This window comes from Gryllotalpicola kribbensis, assembly GCF_039538245.1.
Classification (GTDB): Bacteria; Actinomycetota; Actinomycetes; order Actinomycetales; family Microbacteriaceae; genus Gryllotalpicola; species Gryllotalpicola kribbensis.
In genome coordinates this window covers 79043-94211 of record NZ_BAABBX010000010.1, presented here as the reverse complement: position 1 = coordinate 94211, position 15169 = coordinate 79043, and the positions used below count along the sequence as shown (strand labels likewise).

The 15169-nt window shown below is 70.8% G+C and carries 13 protein-coding genes and 1 pseudogene; 10 read left to right on the top strand and 4 right to left on the bottom strand.

Translation table 11 applies throughout. The annotated features are described in order from the left end of the window. Positions 1 to 17: 17 nt before the first annotated feature. The 3 genes and pseudogenes from ABD716_RS06890 to ABD716_RS06880 form a co-directional block, all read left to right on the top strand. On the top strand, positions 18 to 812 hold the full coding sequence (locus ABD716_RS06890; protein ID WP_344775174.1) for a biotin--[acetyl-CoA-carboxylase] ligase: 795 nt from the start codon (positions 18 to 20) through the stop codon (positions 810 to 812). Positions 813 to 819: 7 nt separating this feature from the next. After that, positions 820 to 1395: a PH domain-containing protein gene (locus ABD716_RS06885; RefSeq protein ID WP_344775172.1), complete on the top strand. Its 576-nt coding sequence runs from the start codon at positions 820 to 822 to the stop codon at positions 1393 to 1395. 28 nt (positions 1396 to 1423) lie between these two features. Further along, positions 1424 to 2593: pseudogene (locus tag ABD716_RS06880) on the top strand (5-(carboxyamino)imidazole ribonucleotide synthase); the annotation flags it as partial. 11 nt (positions 2594 to 2604) lie between these two features. On the opposite strand, the gene ABD716_RS06875 reads toward ABD716_RS06880, so the two are convergent. Further along, positions 2605 to 4683 (bottom strand): acyltransferase family protein, encoded by a 2079-nt coding sequence (locus tag ABD716_RS06875; protein WP_344775170.1) that lies wholly within the window; start codon positions 4681 to 4683, stop codon positions 2605 to 2607. Positions 4684 to 4750: 67 nt separating this feature from the next. Here ABD716_RS06875 and purE point away from each other — a divergent pair, with 67 nt between their 5' ends. The 6 genes from purE to ABD716_RS06845 are packed head-to-tail and all read left to right on the top strand — an operon-like array spanning position 4751 to position 10999. Next, complete coding sequence (gene purE / locus ABD716_RS06870; protein ID WP_425553397.1) at positions 4751 to 5260, top strand: 5-(carboxyamino)imidazole ribonucleotide mutase; 510 nt, start codon at positions 4751 to 4753, stop codon at positions 5258 to 5260. Between the two features lie 60 nt (positions 5261 to 5320). Continuing rightward, complete coding sequence (locus ABD716_RS06865; protein ID WP_344775166.1) at positions 5321 to 5851, top strand: GtrA family protein; 531 nt, start codon at positions 5321 to 5323, stop codon at positions 5849 to 5851. Beyond that, positions 5852 to 6700 carry a glycosyltransferase family 2 protein gene (locus ABD716_RS06860; RefSeq protein WP_344775164.1) on the top strand — a complete coding sequence of 283 codons (849 nt, stop codon included), beginning with the start codon at positions 5852 to 5854 and terminating at the stop codon, positions 6698 to 6700. Further along, positions 6697 to 8994 (top strand): hypothetical protein, encoded by a 2298-nt coding sequence (locus ABD716_RS06855; protein WP_344775162.1) that lies wholly within the window; start codon positions 6697 to 6699, stop codon positions 8992 to 8994. Before ABD716_RS06860 ends, ABD716_RS06855 begins: the two co-directional genes overlap by 4 nt. A 20-nt stretch (positions 8995 to 9014) precedes the next feature. After that, the gene (locus tag ABD716_RS06850) at positions 9015 to 10034 is read left to right on the top strand and encodes a glycosyltransferase (RefSeq protein ID WP_344775160.1); all 1020 of its coding nucleotides are present in this window, start codon (positions 9015 to 9017) and stop codon (positions 10032 to 10034) included. Beyond that, entirely contained in the window at positions 10031 to 10999 is a 969-nt protein-coding gene (locus ABD716_RS06845) for an NAD-dependent epimerase/dehydratase family protein (RefSeq protein WP_344775158.1), read from the top strand. Before ABD716_RS06850 ends, ABD716_RS06845 begins: the two co-directional genes overlap by 4 nt. 3 nt (positions 11000 to 11002) lie before the next feature. Here the strand turns inward: ABD716_RS06845 and ABD716_RS06840 are convergent, their stop codons facing one another. Beyond that, the gene (locus ABD716_RS06840) at positions 11003 to 12148 is read right to left on the bottom strand and encodes a glycosyltransferase family 4 protein (protein WP_344775156.1); all 1146 of its coding nucleotides are present in this window, start codon (positions 12146 to 12148) and stop codon (positions 11003 to 11005) included. Positions 12149 to 12170: 22 nt separating this feature from the next. Beyond that, positions 12171 to 13070, bottom strand: a complete 900-nt coding sequence (locus tag ABD716_RS06835) for a glycosyltransferase family 2 protein (protein WP_344775154.1) — start codon at positions 13068 to 13070, stop codon at positions 12171 to 12173. An 86-nt stretch (positions 13071 to 13156) separates the two neighbouring features. Between ABD716_RS06835 and ABD716_RS06830 the strand changes: the two genes are divergently transcribed. Beyond that, positions 13157 to 14113, top strand: coding sequence for a lysylphosphatidylglycerol synthase domain-containing protein (locus tag ABD716_RS06830; RefSeq protein ID WP_344775152.1), 957 nt, complete (start codon positions 13157 to 13159; stop codon positions 14111 to 14113). On the opposite strand, the gene ABD716_RS06825 is transcribed toward ABD716_RS06830, so the two are convergent. Next, complete coding sequence (locus ABD716_RS06825; protein WP_344775150.1) at positions 14110 to 15120, bottom strand: glycosyltransferase family 2 protein; 1011 nt, start codon at positions 15118 to 15120, stop codon at positions 14110 to 14112. The genes ABD716_RS06830 and ABD716_RS06825 overlap by 4 nt on opposite strands. Positions 15121 to 15169: the final 49 nt, after the last annotated feature.

Here is a 15169-nt window from a genome sequence, read left to right as displayed (position 1 = left end):
CCGCGGGAGAATGAGGCGTGACTCTTTCTGAGCTGCCGCTCGCCCGCTCGGTCGCCTCGCGGCTCGTGGTCGTGCCGAGCACAGGCTCCACCAACAAGGACCTCGTCGAGCAGGCATCCGCCGCACCGGCCGACTGGCCCCACCTGTCCGTGCTGCTCACCGATGAGCAGACCGCCGGGCGAGGCCGCCTCGATCGGCAGTGGAGCGCGCCGCCCGGGACGAGCCTCGCCGTCTCCGTTCTGCTGCGCCCCGACGAGCTGCCGGGCAGCCTGCCAGTCGGCGCGTTCGGCTGGCTGCCGCTCATCGCCGGCGTGGCCATGAAGCGCGCGGTCGACGCCGCAGGCGCGCGCGGCGTCGAGCTCAAGTGGCCGAACGACGTGCTGATCGCCGGGCGGAAGGTCTGCGGGATCCTCGCCGAGCTGCTGCCCGACGCCTCGGCCGTCGTCGTCGGCGCGGGCCTCAACGTCACGATCGCCGCCGACGAGCTGCCCGTCGAGACCGCGACCTCGCTGCGGCTCGCGGGGGTCGAGACGCCGGACCCGGATGCGATCCTCGCGGCCTACCTCGGCGAGCTGCGGGTGCTGACGTACGAGCTGGCGAACGCGCGGGGGGACGCCGAGGGCTCGGGCATCCGCTCGCTCATCGAGCGCGAGTGCGCGACCGTCGGCCGCGACGTGCGCATCGAGCTGCCTGACGGCACGTTCGTGACGGCGCACGCGACGGGCCTCGACACCGAGGGACGTCTCATGGTGATAACGGATGCCGGACCCACGGCGGTGGCGGCGGGAGACGTGACGCACCTGCGGTATTAATGGGCACATGGCCCGACCGGTAGCCCCGCGCACGGCGGCGGCCCCCGAGGTCCCCGCGCCCCCGCCTGAGCGGGTGGTCGCTCGCCTGCGCCCGCACGCACGGGTGCTGTTCTGGCCGTCGATCGCGCTGATCCTCGTCAGCGGTGCCTACGGATACTTCGCCGAGCGCTTCCCCGCGAGCTGGGCGCACTACGCCGTGATGCTCGCCGCGGCGCTGCTCGTGCTGCTGTTCTTCCTGCTGCCGTACTTCTCGTGGCTGTCGAAGCGGTACATCATCACGACGCGGCGCATCGTGGTGCGTCGCGGCTTCTTCGTGCGCCGCAGGCAGGAGCTGCTTCACCTGCGCGGCTACGAGGTCGAGCTGTCGCGCGGGCCGCTGCAGGTGATGTTCGGCTCGGGGAATCTGCGCATCACGGTCTCGGGCGAGACGGTGCTCGTCCTCGCCGACATCCCCAAGGCGCGCACGGTGCAGGTCGCGCTGCACGATCTGATGGAGAATGCCGCGAGCCTGCAGACGGCTCAGCGGCAGGTGATGCAGTCGCCGACGATCACGCGTCAGACGACCGTGTGGGACGGGCGCTGACCGATCGCGGCCGACCGATAGCGTTAAGAGCATGAAGAGCACTGTCGGAGTGATCGGCGGCGGTCAGCTCGCCCGCATGATGATCCCGCCCGCCGTTTCGCTGGGCCTCACCATCAAGGTGCTCGAAGAGGCGCCGGGGATGTCTGCCGAGCTCGCCGCGACGGGGGTGGGCGACTACCGCGATCTCGACACCGTGCTCGCGTTCGCCCGCACGGTCGACGTCGTGACCTTCGACCACGAGCACGTGCCGCAGCACGTGCTGCACGCGCTCGTCGACGCCGGGATTACTGTGCACCCGGGCCCGGATGCGCTGCTCTATGCGCAGGACAAGCTGCTGATGCGCCAGAAGATCACCGAGCTCGGGCTGCCGTCGCCCGACTGGGCCGCGATCTCGAACGCCGACGAGCTCGGCGCGTTCCTCGAGTCGCACGGCGGCCGTGCGGTCGTGAAGACCGCGCGCGGCGGCTACGACGGCAAGGGCGTGCGCGTCGTCGACGACAAGAACGGGGCGGATGACTGGTTCATCGCCCTTGAGGAGGACGGCCGCGGCGGCTCGCTGATCGTCGAGGAGCTCGTCGACTTCGTGCGCGAGCTCGCGCAGCAGGTGGCGCGTCGCCCGTCGGGCGAGATCGTCGCCTACCCCGTGGTCGAGACCGTGCAGAAGGGCGGGGTGTGCGCCGAGGTGACCGCGCCCGCGCCGACCGCCGCCGACACCGCGCGCGCAGCCGATGGCACGGCGTCGACCGTCGCCGAGGTGGCCCGAGACATCGCGGTGCGGGTCGCGGAGGGCGTCGGGGTCACGGGCATGCTCGCGGTCGAGCTGTTCGAGACGCGCGACGGCCGCGTTCTCGTCAACGAGCTCGCGATGCGCCCGCACAACAGCGGCCACTGGTCGATCGACGGAGCCGTCACGAGCCAGTTCGAGCAGCACCTGCGCGCGGTGCTCGACCTGCCGCTCGGCTCGACCCGCCCGCGTGAGCCGTGGGCGGTCATGATCAACGTGCTGGGCGGCCCGGTGGGCCAGACCCTGCAGGACCGCTACCCGGCCGTGGCGGCCGCGCACCCCGCGGCCAAGCTGCACGGCTACGGCAAGGAGTCCCGCCCGGGCCGCAAGGTCGGGCACGTCACGGTGACGGGCACCGACCTCGACGCCGTGCTGGCGGATGCTCGCGCGGCCGCAGCCTTCTTCGAGGGCTGAGCCGAGCCCGCTCAGCCGAGCGCTGCCCTCACGGCCCTGCCCAGTTCCGGGGCGAGGCTGCGCGCCGCCGTCGCGGTCAGATGCGACCCGTCGCGATAGACCAGCCGGTTCGAGATGATGCTGGGGCAGGACGTGTCGTTGCACAGGTAGTCGTCGACGTCGGCGAACTGCGCATGAGCGGCCTTCGCGGCTGCCCGCTCGGCGGCGATGAAGTCGGAGCGCACGGCCGTCGCCTTCGGGAGAGCGCAGCTCGCCGCGTCATCGAGATGCGCCGACAGGCAGGCGGAGGGGGGCGTTCCGGGCAGCGGGGTGTCTCCGATCACGAGCACGCGCGACTGCTGCGGCAGCCGCGACAGCGTCTGCGCCACGGCCTGCTGCCACTGCGCCGCCGTCGGCGTTCCGCCGTCGGGCAGCGGCGGGGCGCTGTCGTCGGAGAGCACGATCAGCTGCGGCGGATCCGCAGCGATCTGCTTCAGCATGGCGTCCCGCCAGATCTCGCACTGCGGGTAGGCGATCGGGCCGCTCTGCGACGTGAAGTCCACCGAGATGCTCGCCGCCGGGCAGCCGCTCTTGGTCACGGACTGCAGCGAGATGGCGCCGTCGTCGGCCAGCGCGTCGAGCGCGGGGAACCACTGCGCGGCATGCGAGTCGCCAAAAAGCAGAACGTGCGGGGCTGCGGCGTTGGTGCCGAAGCGGCAGTCGCCCGGCGGCGCGGTGCTCGAGAACTCGAGGTGGCATCCGTCGGCGTAGACGGCGGGGTTGTCCGTGCTCGCCTTGTCCAGCGCCGGCTGCAGGTTCGCCGGAACGAACGGGGTCGCATCGGGGCTGAGCGTCGCAGCCGTCGGGCGGACGGTGCGTGAGGTGCTCGTCGGGGCCGCGACCGCGATCCCGAACACGCCCGCCGCGGCGACGACAGCCACGAGCGAGCCCGCGAGGGCGCTGGTGAGCGTCGTGCGTGCCGGAAGCGCCGACAGGCGGGCGCTGCGTCGCAGGGGGTTCTCGACGTACCGGTAGAGGACCCAGGCGAGCGGCACGCACAGCACCGCGAGCAGCAGCGTGTAGCGGATGCGCAGGGGGTGTTCCGCGCCCACGGCGGCCTGCGCCAGCGTGAGCACAGGCCAGTGCACGAGATAGAGGGAGTAGGAGATCTCGCCGAGGAAGACCGCGGGGCGCCAGCTGAGCAGGGCGCCGGGGCCGTGCGGCGGTGCGGACGCCCCGCCCAGGATGACGAGCGCCGTGCCGAGCACGGGAACGGCGGCCGCCGCTCCTGGGAACTCCGTCGCGTCCGTGAAGGCGAACAGCGACCAGGCGAGCGCTGCGGCGCCGAGCCAGCCCGCGACGGTCGCGGCACTTCTCGGCAGCCGCCAGCGGCCGCTGAGAAGAAGGGCGACGAGGCCGCCGGCCGCGAACTCCCACGCGCGCGTGTGCAGGCCGAAGAACGCCCAGGGCTCGCTGGTGCGGGTCAGCACGACGCACAGCAGGAACGAGACGACTGCGATCGCGCCGAGCACGCCGGCCAGCCGCGTTTTCCGACGGCGCACGAGCGCGAACGCGACGACGAGCAACAGCGGCCAGACGAGGTAGAACTGCTCCTCGACCCCGAGCGACCAGTAGTGCTGGAACAGGCTCGGCGCGTCGGACTGGGCGAGGTAGTCGGTTCCCCCTGCCGCGTACGCCCAGTTCGGCACGTACAGCGCGGTCATGACGGCGTCGTGCGCGACCTGCCGCAGCTGAGCGGGGGGAACGACGAAGACCGCCGCCACCAGCGTGGCCAGCAGCACGGCGAAGGACGCCGGAAGGATGCGGCGCGCACGTCTTGCGTAGAACCGGCCGAAGTCCAGACGCCCTCGGGTGAGCACGTCGCGCAGCAGATGGGAGGTGATGAGGAAGCCGGAGATGACGAAGAACACGTCGACGCCGACGTACCCGCCGGTGAGAACGGGAAGGTGCGCGTGGTAGAGCGTGACCGACCCCACGGCGAGTGCGCGCAGACCCTGGACATCGAGTCGGAAGCCGGGGCGGCCGGATGACGGGCGACGACCTGCCCGGTGCCGGAGCGCTCCCGCGACGAGGGTGTTCGGCGAAGACATCGAGCATCGAGCCTAGCCGCCTTTCTCGGCTCGGCCCTGGTCGGGGCCTGTCCGTACGATGGGCTCCATGGCAGCGATCAACACGACCGAGGCGCAGGTCGCCATCATCATGGGCTCCGACAGCGACTGGCCGACCATGAAGGCCGCTGCCGAGTCGCTCGACCGGTTCGGCATCGCCTACGAGGTGCAGGTCGTCTCGGCGCACCGCACACCCGAGAAGATGGTGGCCTTCGGCAAGGAGGCGGCCGGGCGGGGCATCCGCGTCATCATCGCGGGCGCAGGCGGCGCCGCTCACCTGCCGGGCATGGTCGCGTCCGTGACCACGCTGCCCGTGATCGGCGTGCCGGTGCAGCTCGCGCGGCTCGACGGGCTCGACTCGCTGCTGTCGATCGTGCAGATGCCCGCCGGCATCCCGGTCGCGACGATGGCGATCAACGGGGCGGCGAACGCGGGGCTGTACGCCGCCCGGATCCTCGCCTCGGGCGACGCCGAGCTCAGCGCGCAGGTCGCGGAGTACGCCCGCGAGCTCGAGGCCCTCGTCGAAGAGAAGAACCGGGCGCTGATCGCCGGGCTCTGACCGGCGCGGCGACGGCCACCGTCACCGAACGCGACGTGCGTCGCCGGTAGTATTCACGCGATGCACAACCAGGGAGACGAGCCGTCGGCGCCTGAGGAGGCGGGAGCGGTTCCCGTCGCCCCTGCCGGGATGAGCGGTGCGCCGGGGCTGATGCTGCGGCTCGTCAAGGACTACCGCATCGCGTTCCTGATCGTCGGCACGGCGAACACGGTCATCGGATTCCTGTGGTTCGCGCTCTTCGACGCGCTCTTCCGCAACATCGCGTGGCATGCGACCATCGCGGGCTTCACGCTGCGCTTCGACTATCTGCTCACTCTGCTGTGCGCGCACGTGCTCAGCGTGCTGTGCGCCTTCGTGCTCTACCGTCGCTTCGTCTTCCGGGTGCGCGGGCACCTGTGGACCGACCTTGCGCGCTTCGAGACGGTCTATCTCGTCTCGCTCGGCGTGAACGCGGTGCTGCTCACCCTGCTCGCAGGCGTCCTGCACATGCAGCCGCTGCTCGCGCAGGCTCTCATCGTGCTGGTGACCACGATGATCAGCTTCTTCGGCCACCGCGACTTCTCGTTCCGCCGCAAGAGAGAGGAGGCGTGAGTGACCGCGACCGTCTCGATCGTGATCCCCGCCTACAACAACGAGCTCTATCTCGCCGAGACCCTCGACGCCGTCCTGGCGCAGAGCTACGAGCGGCTTGAGGTGATCGTCGCCGATCACTCCTCGAGCGACGGCACCCAGCTGATTCTCGATCGCTATGCCGCCGCCGACGACCGCGTCAGGGTGCTCTCGCCCACCCCGGCCGGCGGCGGCGCGAAGGCCAACTGGGACCGCGTCAGCCAGGCTGCGACCGGCGACTACGTGAAGCTCGTGTGCGGGGACGATCTCGTGCACCCCGAGCTCGTCGCGCGGCAGGTGGAGGCGCTCGAGGCGAACCCGGGTGCTGTGCTCGCGGCATCCCGCCGGGACGTCATCGATGCCCACGGCGCCCCGGTCGTCACGGGGCGCGGCCTCGCGGGTCTCGTCGGCGTTCACCGCGGCGCCGACGCGATCCGCGCCACGGTGCGCGCCGGCACCAACCTGCTCGGAGAGCCGGCCTGCGTGCTCATGCGCCGCGAGGCTCTCGAGCGCGCCGGGTGGTGGGACGACGCGGCGCCCTATCTCATCGACGAGGCGAGCTACGCCAATGTGCTGCTGCAGGGCGACTTCGTGGGGATCGACGAGTCTCTCGCCGGATTCCGCGTGAGCGACACCCAGTGGAGCGTGCGGCTCATGCGACAGCAGTCCCGCCAGGCCGCCGACTTCCACGCGAACATGCACGCTCGGCATCCCGAGATCGTCAGTGCCGCCGACCGCCGCATCGGCGATCTCAACGCGACGAAGACGGCCCTTCTGCGCCGGCTCGCCTATGCGTACCTGCGCCGCCGGATGAGCAAGGCGGCGGCGTGAGCGAGAGCACTCTGAGGCGCGAGACCGCTCTCGCGTGGTGGCGGCGCGAGTGGGTCGTCTACGCGTGGTCGTTCGTCGCGGGCTGCGTCGCGGCCGTCATCGGGCTGAGGCTGTGGAACGCCAAGCTGAGCGTGCCGTTCGAATACCAGGGCGACGCCATCGCGAGTGCGGCGCACATCAGCACCGTGCTGACCCAGGGCTGGTTCGAGTTCGAGCCGCGACTCGGCGCGCCCGCCGGCGAGTTCTACTACGACTTCCCGCAGGCGGACAACTTCACGCTGATCATGGCGAAGGTCGTCGGGCTGTTCAGCCACGACTGGGTCGTCGTCTTCAACGTCGTGTTCCTGCTGGGCTTCCCGCTCGCCGCGCTCACCGCGACGTGGTTCCTGCGCACGGTCGGGGTGGGCCGGGCGCTCGCCGTGGCGCTCGCCGTCGCCTACGCGATCGCGCCGTACCACTTCCAGCGCGGCGAGTCGCACCTCTATCTCGGCGAGTATTTCCCGGTGCCCCTCGCGGTCGTCGTGCTCGTCTGGGTCCTGCGCGGTGAAGCGCTGTTCACGAGGCGTCCCGGGGTTCACCCGGTGCTGGCGGTGCTCACCGGTCGGGGTGCGGCCGTCGTCGGAATCACCGCGCTGCTCGCCACGGCCAGTCAGTACTACTCCGTGTTCTTCCTGCTGCTGCTCGCCTTCGCGGGCGTGGTCGCCCTCATCCTCAGGCGCGATTGGCGCCGCTTCGGCGGTGCGGTCGTCGCGGGCGCCGTCGTCGTCGTCACGATGCTGATCAACGTCGCCCCGAACCTGATCTTCCAGCGCACCCACGGCGCCGCGCTGCAAGCGCTCGAGCGCAGCCACGGCGACACCGAGCTGTATGCCTTCAAGCTGGCGCAGCTGGTGCTGCCCTGGTCGGGGCACAACATCGGCATCCTGCGCAGGCTGCGCGCGGCCTACGACAACGGCTACCCGATGATCAGCGAGCACCCCGCGCTCGGCGGCCTCGCGGCGGCCGGGCTGGTCGCGGCGTTCGCGGTCATCGCCTACCTCGTGCTGAGCCGCCTGCGTGCGGGGCGCGGCGACGATGTCGTCGCCCGGCCCTGGTTCCAGAACCTCATCGCCCTCTCCGCTCTGACCTTCTTCGCATTCCTGCTCGGCAGCGTGGGCGGGATCTCGACCTTCATCTCCTTCGTCACCACGGTGATCCGCGGCTGGAACCGGATCTCGATCGTCATGGCGATCATGTGCCTCGGCATCATCGGCCTGCTGATCCAGCGCGGTCTCGTCTGGCTCGCCAATCGGCGGCGCGCGCCCCACCGCTCGGTCGCGCCCGCCTGGGTGTCGCTCGTCGCCGCGGTGCTGATCGGCTGCATCGCACTGATCGACCAGACGCCCTACGACGCCTCCACGAGCCTGAAGGCCGCGCAGACGTCGTTCCTCGGCGACCGGGCCTACTTCGCCTCGCTCCAGAAGGCGTTCCCCGACGATGCGACGATCCTGCAGCTGCCGTACATCCGCTTCCCGGAGGACTCGTCGCCGAACGGCACGCTCGCCTCCAGCGAGCTCGTCCCGTTCCTGCACACGACCGGCATCAGGTGGACGGCGGGCGGCATCAAGGGGCGCCCCATCGCAGACTGGCCCGATGAGCTCGAAGGGCACTCGCCCGCCCAGATCGCGGCGCTCGCGGCGGCGGCGGGCATGACAGGCATCCTGGTCGACCGTGACGCGTACAACGACGGCGGGCGGGCGCTCGTGACGGGTCTGCAGGCGCTGCCCGCGGTGCGCGCGGTCGGCGATGAGAGCAGCCGCTGGGTCGCCTTCGACCTGCGACCGCTGGCGTCGCAGCTGCGCGGCGAGGTGCCGCCGTCGCTGCTCGACGCGACGCGCCGGGCGGTCATCGAGCCGGTCACGCCGTACCCGGTGCCCGACTTCCAGCTCACGACGACGCCGAAGCCGAACCCGCGCGAGCTCTGGGCGTCGAACAAGCCCGACTCGGCCCTCACCCTCGAGAACCCGCGCTCCGGCACGGTCGACGGCGTCTTCAGCTTCACGGTGAGCACGGTGCCCGCCGTCGCCGGCCCCGTGCAGCTCACGCTGCCCGATGGCTCCCACCAGACCGTGCGTCTCACGGGCGGAACGGGCAGCGTGCGCCTGCGTCTGAGCCTCGCACCCGGCCAGTCCCAGCTCAGGGTGGCCATCCCGGCGAGTGGGCAGACGGTTCAGCTGGGCCTCTCCAATATCCTGTTCACCGAAGACGCCACGCAGCGGTTCCTCGATCGCACTGCGTCGGCCGTGGCGAAGTGAGCCCAGAGGGAAGACGAGCTATGGAACAGCCCTCCGACGAACGGCCCTATCTGCACACCGTGTCGGTCGTGATCCCGGTCTACGGCGGCGAGCACACCCTCGCGCCGCTGACCGAGGAGCTCGTGCCCCTGACCGAAGAGAGCGTCACGCCCGACGGGAACCACTTCGTCGTCTCAGAGGTGCTGTTCTCGTATGACAACGGCCGCGACGACTCCGCCCGCGTCATCAGGGAGCTCGAGGGGAAGCATCCGTTCGCCCGCGCCATCTGGCTGAGCCGCAACTACGGGCAGCACGCGGCCACGCTCGCCGGCATGTCGTCGTCGGCCGGCGACTGGATCGTCACGCTCGACGAGGACGGCCAGCACGACCCGGCCGACATCGCGGGCATGCTCGACACCGCCCTGCGCGAGCAGGCACCGCTGGTCTACTCCAAACCGGTGAACGAGGCGCCGCACGGGTTCCTGCGCAACCTGGCCTCGAAGTCGGCGAAGGCGCTCATCTCGCTGCTGCTCGGCAGCGCGAACGCGAAGAACTACCAGAGCTTCCGGCTCGTGGTCGGCTCGATCGGGCGCAGCGTCGCGGCCTACGCCGGCAGCGGGGTCTACCTCGACGTCGCGCTGAGCTGGATCGTGTCCTCGACGGCGACGAGCCCGACGACGCTGCGGCAGGAGGGGGCCGGGCGGCAGTCCGGCTACTCCCTACGACGACTGCTCTCCCATTTCTGGCGGCTCGTGATCTCGAACGGCACGCGCGGCCTGCGCATCGTGAGCTACATCGGCGTGCTCTTCGCCGCGTTCGGCATCGCCCTCACGATCTGGGTGCTCATCGCGACCGCGGCGGGCAACAACACCCCGCCGGGCTGGGCGTCGACGACGATCATCGTCACGATCACCTCTGGCGCGATCCTGTTCTCGCTGGGGGTCATCGCGGAGTACATCGGCGTGTCGGTGAACATGGCGATGGGGAAGCCGCTGTACCTGATCACCACGGATCCGGCGGACGGCCCCATGGGCAAGGCGCTGCCGGGCAGCCGCAGGTGACGATCGCATGGGTCGTCGGCCAGGGCGGCATGCTCGGCGGCGCGGTGGCCCATGCCATCGACGCCGACCCGCGGCGGCGATGGCGCCTGATCCGGCAGCCAGGGCTGCCGTGGGGCGATGACGGCGCGTTCGCCGCCGCGGTGGACGCAGGTCTTGAGGCGCTCCGCGATGCGGTGAGCGCGGCGGCGGGCGAGGACTGGGCGATCGTCTGGGTCGCCGGCGCGGCCGTGACCGCGGCGACCGCGGCGCAGGTAGCGCGCGAACTCGCGCAGTTCCGCCTCTTCTGCGAGCGGGTCGCCGCCGTCTTCGACGCTGAGCTGCTGGCGCGCGGATGCCTGTTCTATTCGTCGTCGGCAGGCGGCGTCTACGGCGGGTCGACGAACCCGCCGTTCACGGAAGAGACCGAGCCGGCGCCGATCTCGCTCTACGGCCGGTTCAAGCTCGACGCAGAACAGCTCGCCGTGTGCCTCACCGCGAGCGGATGCCGCGTGCTGGTCGGGCGGATCACCAATCTGTACGGCCCCGGCCAGAAACTCGGAAAACTGCAGGGTCTGATCTCGCACCTGGCGAAGGCGCAGCTGTCGCCGAAACCCGCGACGATCTTCGTGCCCGTCGAGACGGTGCGCGACTACATCTTCGTCGACGACTGCGCGCGCCTGCTGCTCGATGCCCTCGACCGGCTCCTCGGCTGCCCGCCGGGCACCGGGGTCACGAAGATCCTCGGCTCGGGGCGGGGCACGAGCATCGCCGATCTGCTCGGCCAGTTCCGCCAGATCGAGAAGCGGCGGCCCAACGCGATGCTCGGCTACTCGGCGCAGGCGGCGCTGCAAGGGCTCGATCTGAGGATGAGGTCGGTCGTCTGGCCCGAGCTCGACCACCGCGAGCTGACCCCCCTCGCCGCCGGCATCGGCGCCACCATGGACGACGTGCTGCTTCAGGTGCAGCACCCCGACGGGGTCCGCTGACGCCTACAGTTCGGCGTGCAGCTGCCAGACGCGCGCTCCGGAATCGCGCCAGCTGAAGGCCTTGGCGCGGTCGCGCCCGAGGGTGGCGAGCGCCTCGGCCCTGGCATCCCCGGCGAGCACGGTGCCGACGGCGGCCGCGAGCCGCTCCGCATATCGCGACCCGGCGTCGTAGCGCGCGACCTGGTAGCCGGCGCCGCTCGCCAGCTCGACGAGCGCGGGGGCGTCTGAGTGCACGAGCGGAGTTCCGAATGCGAGCGCTTCGAGGGCCATGAGCCCGAAGCCCTCGGCGTAGCTGGGGGCGACGAACGCCGCGGCGCGCGTGAGCAGCAGGGCGAGGTCGCTGTCGCTGACGGTGCCGAGCGGGCGCACCCGCCCCTCGGGCAGCCCGGCCAGCATCGCGGCCTCGGTGATGCGGCGGCCGCGCCACTCGTCGTCGCCGACGACCAGGACGGGCACGTCCTGGAACTCGGGCAGCGCCGCCGCCTCGACGAGGGCGTCGATGCCGCTGCGGGGGTCCATCGAGCCGGACGCCAGCACGAAGCGCTCGGGGAGCTTCAGCCAGCTCGCGCGGACCTCTGGGTCGTCGGGCAGCGTGATGCCGGCGCTCGTGGCGCCCGGGATGACGCGGATGCGCTCGCCGACGTTCACGTGCTCGGCGAGCTCGGCGGCGACGGCGTGGCTCGGCACCACGATCGCGTCGGCGTGCTTCGCGGCCCGGTGCGCCATCCGCCGCGCCCAGGCGGCGTCGTCGAGGGAGCCCGGGTGCGTCCACGCGATCGTGTCGTGGACGGTCACGACGAGCTGACGCGCGACGTGCTGGTCGCCGCGCACGAGCGGGGCGAACAGGCTCGGGGCGTGCAGGATGCCGGTGCCCGCGGCGACCCGGACGCCGTTGGCCCAGGCGCTCGCCAGCGCGCCGTGCGGCAGCCGTGACACCGTCGTGCGGGTGGTGCCGGGGAACGCGCTCTCGAACGCGGCCAGCTCGCTCGTGGGGCGGCGGGAGACGATCAGCTCGACGTCGCATTCCGGGGGAGCGGTGGCGATGAGCGCCCGGGTCAGCTCGCCGGCGTAGCGGGTGAGGCCGTTGATCCTCGGCTGTGTCGACGTGCGAGCGATGGTGTCGTCGGCGATCACGCGGAGGGTCGTCATGGTGCCACGAGACTATCGGGGCTCAGCCGCGGCTCGTGAATCGGGCGCGCACCGACAGTGCGATCTTCAGGCCGATTCGCAGGGGCCACAGATAGGGCGCCGAGTACTTCCGCGACAGGTACAGGTACGCACTGCGGTGATGCTCTCTGCGCATCGCCGAGGCATGGTTCGTGGTCGAGTGCGCGCCGGTGTGAGTGACCACCGCACCGGGCACGTAGAGGTTCCGCCAGCCCGCCTGCGCGAGCCGGGCGCCGAGGTCGACGTCCTCGAAGTACATGAAGTAGCTCTCGTCGAAGCCGCCGATGGCCTCGAAGGCGCTGCGGCGCACCAAGAGGCACGAGCCCGAGAGCCAGCCCGTCTCGCGCCAGGTGCCGGTCGTGACGCGGTTCTCGCCGCGGTAGCGGCGCGTCCAGGGATTCCCGAGCCACACGTTGGCGAACAGGGCGTGGCCGATGCCCGTGCGCAGGCTCGGCAGCTCCCGCGCCGAGGGGTAGGTCTCACCGTCGCTCTCGAGAACGCGGGGGCCGACGGCGCCGGCATCCGGCTGCTCGCTCGCGACGGCGAGGAGCGTCGAGATCGCGTGCTCGGTGAAGGTGACGTCGGGATTCGTGATGAGAATCCACTCGACGCTCTGCGGCAGGCGCCGCGCGCCGAAGTTGATGCCGCCGCCGTAGCCCAGGTTGGTCGGTGCCGCGACGACCTCGAGGCCGTCGAGGGTCGGCAGGTCGAGGCCGTCGTCGCGGGCATTGTCGACCACGATCGTCGCGGTGGGAACGAGCTCGCTGCGGGCCAGGGAGCCGACGAGTTCGCGAAGCGCCCCCTGCGAGTGGTAGCTCACGGTGACGACGGCGAGCGCGGAGGCGGTGTGGGGCAGCTCGGGCGTCATCGCTCCTTCCGGCCCCGCCTTCTCGTCGACTCGCACGGGGACAGTTTACGGGGGCATTGCCGGGGCGCGGCCTGAGCGCGAGGCCGTCGGAACCGTTCAGGTCGAGCGGGTAACGTCGTCAGGTGCACCTTCTCCGCAAGCTTCAGAGACCGCTGCAGATCGCCTTCGGTGTCATCGCGGTCGCCTTCCTCGTCTACTTCGTCGCCAGGAACTGGGGAGACGTCGCGGCTGCGCTCGGGCGCATGAACCCGGCCTGGGTTGCGGCCTCGTTCGTGCTCGGCCTCGTCGGGAACTACTTCCAGATGCTCAACTGGCGGTCGCTCGTGCACGCGTTCGGCTTCGGCCTCGGCGTGCGCAAGGCCGCCGAGATGACGTTCATCGCGCAGATCGGGAAGTACATCCCAGGGGGCGTGTGGCCGACGGTCGTGGCCTCGCAGCTCGGCGCGTCCGCCGGCATCCCGGCGTCGTCCGTCGCGGTGACGATGATCATGCAGATGGGCGTCCAGCTGACGACCGCGACGGTGCTCGCCGTCGGCAGCCTGCTGCTGGTCCCCGCGCTCGCCCACGAGTACTGGTGGCTGATCCTGCTCGTGCTGGTGATCGGGGTCGTGGCGCTGCTGCCGCCCGTCATGCGCCGCATTCTCGGCGTCCTGTTCGGCCTCATGCGCCGCCGCGAGCACCTGCCCGAGCTGCGCGGCGGCAAGCTCGGGCTGTCGATCGTCTGGTCGCTGCTCGGCTACATCATGTGGGGGCTGCACCTGTGGCTGCTGTTCGGGGCGATCGACGGGCTGAGCGCGCGCACCTTCATCCCGTCCGTTTCGGGCTTCTCGCTCGCGTGGGCGGTCGGATTCCTGGCAGTGCTCGCCCCCGCAGGAGCCGGCGTCCGCGAGGGCATCCTCGTGCTGCTCTTCTCGGGGATCTACGGCGCCGCGGTCGTCCTCGGCGTCGCCGTCGTCAGCAGGATCCTGCTCGTCGTAGTCGACGTCGTCTCGCTCTGCTACGGCCTTCTTCTGCGCGCTCTCGACCGTCGCGGGCGGCCAGAGCCGGCGTCGTCGGCCGTCGGCCCCGAACGACCCTAGGCGGCGTCCCGCTTCCGTTCGGCCACGGCCGGCTGCGCCGAATGCGGGTACTCGCGAGCGCCGAGCCCCACGCCGTAGTGCTGCCGCTTGGCGAGCTCGAGCTGGTCCTCCTGCAGAATGCGGTTGATGCGCGTCAGGTCGGCGACGATGCCGATCACGAGCGACATCACCGCGGCCAGAAGCAGGGTCACGCCGACGAGCAGGGACTGGATGTGACCGCCGCGCGCCCCGTCGCCCAGGAGGAACAGGTAGCGGATGAACGGGATCAGCCCTGCCACGCCGAAGATGGCGCCGATGCTCGCGAAGATGGCGTACGGCTTGAACATGAGGTACGCCCGGAGGATCGCGAGCCCCGACTGCCACATGTGCTGCCAGATGTTCTTGAACAGCCGGGACTCGCGCGTCTTCGCGTTCGTCTCGATCGGGATGCTGGTGATCGCGAGCCGCTTGTTGCCGGCCTGGATGATCGTCTCCATGCAGTAGCTGAACTGGGTGACGACGTTGAGCTTGATCAGCGAGTACTTGCTGTAGGCGCGGAATCCGCTCGCCGCGTCGGGCAGATCGGTGCCCGCCGCCTTGTTGACGACCCAGCTGCCGATCCGCTGCATGAGCTTCTTGAACGGCGAGAAGTGCGCGATGGTCGCGGTCTGGCGGTCGGCGACGACGATCTCGGCCTGGCCGTCGAGCACGGGCTTCACGAGCTCGGGGATCATCGCCTGCGGGTACTGGTTGTCGCCGTCGGTGTTGACGAGGATGTCGGCGCCGTGGCGCAGCGCGTAGTCGACGCCGTCGTGGAAGGACCGCGCGAGGCCCATGTTGCGCGTGTGGCGCACGAAGTGCTTCACCCCGTAGGACTTGGCGACCTCGACGGTGCGGTCGCTCGAGCCGTCGTCGATCACCAGGATCTCGATCTCGTCGATGCCGTCGATGTGCTTCGGCATCGACTCGAGCACCAGAGGAAGTGTGGTCTCCTCATTGAGGCAGGGGATCTGGATGAAGAGCTTCACCCCGACATTATGCCGCGCCGCGCCTGCGAATCCCGGCAGTGGGCACGCG

Excerpts from the sequence above, each read along its gene's own strand:
- ABD716_RS06885 (WP_344775172.1), top strand. The coding sequence starts at position 820 with ATGGCCCGACCGGTAGCCCCGCGCACGGCGGCGGCCCCCGAGGTCCCC.
- ABD716_RS06875 (WP_344775170.1), bottom strand. The coding sequence starts at position 4,683 with ATGTCTTCGCCGAACACCCTCGTCGCGGGAGCGCTCCGGCACCGGGCA.
- purE (WP_425553397.1), top strand. The coding sequence starts at position 4,751 with ATGGCAGCGATCAACACGACCGAGGCGCAGGTCGCCATCATCATGGGC.
- ABD716_RS06865 (WP_344775166.1), top strand. The coding sequence starts at position 5,321 with ATGCACAACCAGGGAGACGAGCCGTCGGCGCCTGAGGAGGCGGGAGCG.
- ABD716_RS06850 (WP_344775160.1), top strand. The coding sequence starts at position 9,015 with ATGGAACAGCCCTCCGACGAACGGCCCTATCTGCACACCGTGTCGGTC.
- ABD716_RS06840 (WP_344775156.1), bottom strand. The coding sequence starts at position 12,148 with ATGACGACCCTCCGCGTGATCGCCGACGACACCATCGCTCGCACGTCG.